This is a genomic window from Acinetobacter sp. CIP 64.7 (assembly GCF_000369745.1).
Lineage (GTDB): Bacteria > Pseudomonadota > Gammaproteobacteria > Pseudomonadales > Moraxellaceae > Acinetobacter > Acinetobacter fasciculus.
Genome location: NZ_KB850185.1, coordinates 1 through 1,914, shown reverse-complemented (window position 1 = coordinate 1,914; position 1,914 = coordinate 1). Strand labels below are relative to the sequence as shown.

The 1,914-nt window shown below is 34.8% G+C and carries 2 protein-coding genes; both read left to right on the top strand.

Annotation, left to right across the window (positions count from 1 at the left end; genetic code table 11):
- Window positions 1–124: 124 nt before the first annotated feature.
- On the top strand, window positions 125–1,048 hold the full coding sequence (repM, locus tag F890_RS17525) for a replication initiation protein RepM (protein WP_005268335.1): 924 nt from the start codon (window positions 125–127) through the stop codon (window positions 1,046–1,048).
- Between the two features lie 63 nt (window positions 1,049–1,111).
- Complete coding sequence (locus F890_RS17520; protein ID WP_005268333.1) at window positions 1,112–1,669, top strand: plasmid replication DNA-binding protein; 558 nt, start codon at window positions 1,112–1,114, stop codon at window positions 1,667–1,669.
- The last annotated feature ends 245 nt before the right edge of the window (window positions 1,670–1,914 follow it).

The window sequence follows — 1,914 nt, the reverse complement described above, 5'->3', positions numbered from 1 at the left end:
GGTGATAAAGATAGGTTTAAGGGGTGATAAAGATAGGTTTAAGGGGTATTTGAATAGCTGAATTATTGACTATTTAAAATAAATAGAATATAACCTAGTTAAATGAATTAATAAGCTTCATATCATGACAAATAACAATAAATTAGTTGTTAAGGATAATGCTCTTATCGATGCCTCTTTCAACTTATCACTCATAGAGCAACGTATTATGCTCTTGGCCATAGTTGGAGCTAGAGAGTCTTCTAATCTCACATCTGATACACCAATAGAAGTATTCGTAAGTGACTACGTTCATCAATTTAAGGTAGATAGTAATAATGCCTATGGCTTGCTTAGAGAGGCAGCGAAAACACTAAAAAGAAGAGAGTTTAGTTATTTAGATAGATATAAGGGCCAAGAAGCTCTTACTACAGCAAATTGGGTAAATAAAGTGACCTATGTAGATTCTAGTGGCCTTATCGTTTTATACCTTAGTAACGAAGTTATCAGTTTAATTAGCCGATTAAGCGAACAATTCACAAAATACCATATAGAACAAGTGTCTGACTTTAAGAGTAAATATAGCATCAGACTATATGAGCTACTAATTAAATGGTTGAATGTAGCAAAAACTGAGAAATATAGTATTAACGATCTTAGATCAAAATTAGGGCTGGATGCGACTGAATATTCAACTATGTCTAATTTTAAATCTAATGTCTTAGACAGAGCAGTAAGTGAAATTAATAAACATACCAATATTACCGTTGACTATGACCAATTCAAAAAAGGTAGAGTTATCACAGATATTCAATTCCGAATTAAATCAAAAGCAATACCAGCTCAACATGAATTAACAAAAACATCCCAAGTAACATTCCACCAAATGACAGATGCTCAAATCAATATGTTTGGCAATCAGCTTTCACGACTCCCTGAATTTTCAAACTTAGCAAATGGCAATGAAAGCTATGAGAGCTTAGCAGCAAAAATCAAAGAAATGCTGAGAGATCCAATACAACAAAAGCAGTTTTTACCCCACCTACAAAACCTTGGCTTTAAAGCTTGAGTGTATTGGAGAATACACATATTGTATTCTCCAATACATTTTCAAAATACACAGCAATACACTATGAATACAGCTACAAAATACAGTGTTAGTAATGCTGCAACGCTGTATAAAAAATCTAGAGCTACACTATATAAAGATATAAAAAATGGTGTGTTAAGTCGTGACCATGATGGTTGTATAGATTTTTCAGAACTACTTCGTGTCTATGGTGAGCCTTTTGGAGCAAAACAGGCAAAACGTATTGATACGTCTTCAATACAAAATCAAAATACACCTGAATACATTGATAAAACAGTGGTAGAACTGAAAAGCCAAATCGACTTCCTAAAAAAACAGTTAGAAAAAGCCGAAGATCGTGAATCCAAGGCGAACGCTCGTATAGATACGCTTCTAACACTCATCGAAATGAAGCCTCCCACAGCCAATATGACTACGTTTACCGATCAGAAATCTAGCCAGGATATAGCAACGGATCCTCGGCCAGAAGCTGAACCGAAAGATGACGGATTGACTACTCCGGAGCAGGCTGAAAATAAGCGGATTCCCGTACCGGAGCACGTTGAACAGGAGCCGGAGAAAAGGGGCTTTTGGAGCCGTTTTTTTAGACCCTATGATTAACCACGATTGTTTAACTAATATGAACAAAGTCGTGAAACATTGCTTAAATAATAGGCGTGGAACGTGAAAAATCATAAAAAAAACCCATCTTGGGGAAGATGGGCTATCAACTAGAAACTACAGCATTGATTTCTATAGATAATTATAACACATTTCGTATAAGGTGTATTATGTTAATTTTAGGGAAATTTAAGAATCTCTATGCAATGGTTTATTCAATATTCTTTGATTTCTTATCTTTTAGG